Source organism: Microvirga aerophila (assembly GCF_003332305.1).
Lineage (GTDB): Bacteria > Pseudomonadota > Alphaproteobacteria > Rhizobiales > Beijerinckiaceae > Microvirga > Microvirga aerophila.
In genome coordinates this window covers 1-2,442 of record NZ_QOIO01000156.1, presented here as the reverse complement: position 1 = coordinate 2,442, position 2,442 = coordinate 1, and the positions used below count along the sequence as shown (strand labels likewise).

Annotated in this window: 3 protein-coding genes; all 3 read left to right on the top strand. The window is 65.7% G+C overall.

From position 1 onward, the window contains the following. The first annotated feature begins 96 nt into the window (after nucleotides 1-96). The 3 genes from tnpA (at nucleotide 97) to tnpC (ending at nucleotide 2,429) form a co-directional block, all read left to right on the top strand. A complete protein-coding gene (tnpA, locus tag DRB19_RS29405) occupies nucleotides 97-480 on the top strand; it encodes an IS66-like element accessory protein TnpA (protein WP_162815960.1) in 384 nt (127 codons plus the stop codon). Next, a complete protein-coding gene (gene tnpB / locus DRB19_RS29400; RefSeq protein WP_114189477.1) occupies nucleotides 477-833 on the top strand; it encodes an IS66 family insertion sequence element accessory protein TnpB in 357 nt (118 codons plus the stop codon). The genes tnpA and tnpB overlap by 4 nt, the downstream gene beginning before the upstream one ends. Before the next feature lie 66 nt (nucleotides 834-899). Further along, the gene (gene tnpC, locus DRB19_RS29395; protein ID WP_373867462.1) at nucleotides 900-2,429 is read left to right on the top strand and encodes an IS66 family transposase; all 1,530 of its coding nucleotides are present in this window, start codon (nucleotides 900-902) and stop codon (nucleotides 2,427-2,429) included. Nucleotides 2,430-2,442 lie beyond the last annotated feature (13 nt).

Genomic DNA, 2,442 nt, shown 5'->3' with positions numbered 1-2,442 from the left:
GTAAGCGGTGTTCTCGCCGCACCTTACATTCGCATGTCTGAGCAGCGAGACTGACGATCTCTGATTGGGGATCGTTTTGTGTCGATGGTTGACCATATGCTTGAGCCGCCCCGGCCGGTGCGGCGCCTGGAAGTGATCACTGGGGCCGGCGGACGCCGGCGCTGGTCGGCGGATGAGAAAGCGCGGATCCTGGAAGAAGCGATGGCGCCGGGTGCGATCGTGTCCGAAGTGGCCCGCCGCAACGGCATGTCGCCCCAGCACCTGTTCACCTGGCGTCGTCAGGCCAAGCGCGAGGCGGACGATTCTCCGCTGGCCTTTACCCCGGTTGTTGTCGCCCCTGACGGGCCGCAGCCCACCCCGGCAGCCTGCCGGGAGGCGGTGATCGAGATTGTCGTGGCGGGCGCTGTCATTCGCGTCCCGCGCGGGATCGATGGAGCGACATTGGCCCTCGTGCTGCATGCGCTCAAGAGCCTGCGATGATCGGCCCGAGCGGCAGCGTGCGCGTGATGGTGGCAACCAAGCCCGTCGACTTCCGTAAAGGGGCCGATGGACTGGCTGCGCTCGTGCGCGACACCATGGGAGCCAATCCGTTCTCTGGCGCCGTATACGTGTTCCGCGCCAAGCGCACGGATCGCGTCAAGCTGGTGTTCTGGGATGGCACTGGCGTGGTTCTCGTCGCAAAGCGATTGGAGGATGGTGAGTTCCGCTGGCCCAAGCTACAGGACGGCGTCATTCACCTGTCGGCCGCCGAGCTCTCCGCTCTGCTCGAAGGTTTGGACTGGCGCCGGGTGCATGAGGCGCGCCAAACCATAGCGCCGTCGGCGGCGAGTTGATTGCGCCGTCAGCCCCATCCATCAGAGCCATCGCCGGCATGACTGAGGCATGATTCACTTCGTCTTGTGACCAGTGCGATGCAAGCTCTCCCCGATGATCCCGATCTGCTCAAGGCCATGCTCCTGGCCGAGCGGGCCCGCGCTGAGCGCCTGGAGCAGATCATCAAGGCGATGCAGCGTCACCGCTTCGGCCGCCGCGCCGAGAGCCTGCCCGAGGATCAGCTGCTGTTGGGACTGGAAGAAGCCGAGCAGACTGAGGCTGCCGAGGAAGCCCACCACGAGCAAGCGGATCCGGCCGAGCGCCAAAGCCGCGCGGCTCGGCGACGCCGGAACCGGGGAGCGTTACCGGCTCATCTGCCGCGGATGGAGACGATCATCGACATCGATGATCCGGCCTGTCCCTGCTGCCGCAACACCCTGCACCGCATCGGCGAGGATATCTCCGAGCGGCTCGACATCGTGCCGGCGCAACTGCGCGTGCTGGTGGTGCGTCGACCCAAATACGCCTGCCGCGCCTGTGAGGCCGTGGTACAGGCGCCCGCTCCGGCGCGTGTGATCGAGGGCGGGCTGCCTACCGATGCGCTCATCGCCCAAGTGCTCGTATCCAAGTATGCCGATCATCTGCCGCTCTACCGGCAGGCGCAGATTTACGCCCGTCAGGGCATCAGCTTGGATCGCTCGACCCTGGCCGACTGGGTCGGACGGGCCGCCTGGCATCTGCGGCCGGTGCATGAACGTCTGCTGGCGCAACTGAAGACCTCGCCTCGATTGTTCGCCGATGAGACCACTGCGCCCGTGCTCGACCCTGGTCGCGGCCAGACCAAAACCGGCCAGTTGTTTGCCTATGCGCGCGATGATCGTCCTTGGGGCGGGACGGATCCGCCCGGGGTGGCATACGTCTATGCGCCGGATCGCAAGGCGGCGCGGCCGATTGCGCATCTGGCGGGCTTTGCCGGCGTGTTGCAGGTCGATGGCTACAGCGGCTATCGGGCGCTGACTGGAGGCAACCAGATCACCCTCGCGTTCTGCTGGGCGCATGTGCGGCGGCGCTTTTACGAGCTGGCCGTGGCCGGCGCAGCGCCGATTGCCAGCGAAGCCCTCACGCGCATTGCGGAACTCTATCGGATCGAGAGCGACATCCGTGGCATGAGTGCCGCGGAGCGATGCCGGATTCGTCAGACGAAGAGCCGTCCGATCCTGGAGGCTCTGGAGCCGTGGCTGCGCGCCAAGCTCGGTCTGATCAGCCAGAAGAGCAAGCTGGCCGAGGCGATCCGCTATGCGCTCTCGCGCTGGGACGGGCTGACGCAGTTTGTGGAGGACGGGCGCATTGAGATCGACTCCAACGTCGTCGAGCGGGCAATCCGGCCTTTGGCATTGACGCGCAAAAATGCGCTGTTTGCTGGCTCGGATCGCGGGGGCGAGCACTGGGCGATCATCGCCTCATTGGTCGAGACGTGCAAACTGTGCGAGGTGGATCCGCAGGCCTATCTCGCTGATGTGCTGAACCGCATCGCCACCGGCCATCTCAACACCCGCATCGATGATCTGCTGCCGTGGGCCTACGCCACCGCGCCAGACCTCAAGGCCGTGGCCTGAGAACACCGCTAAC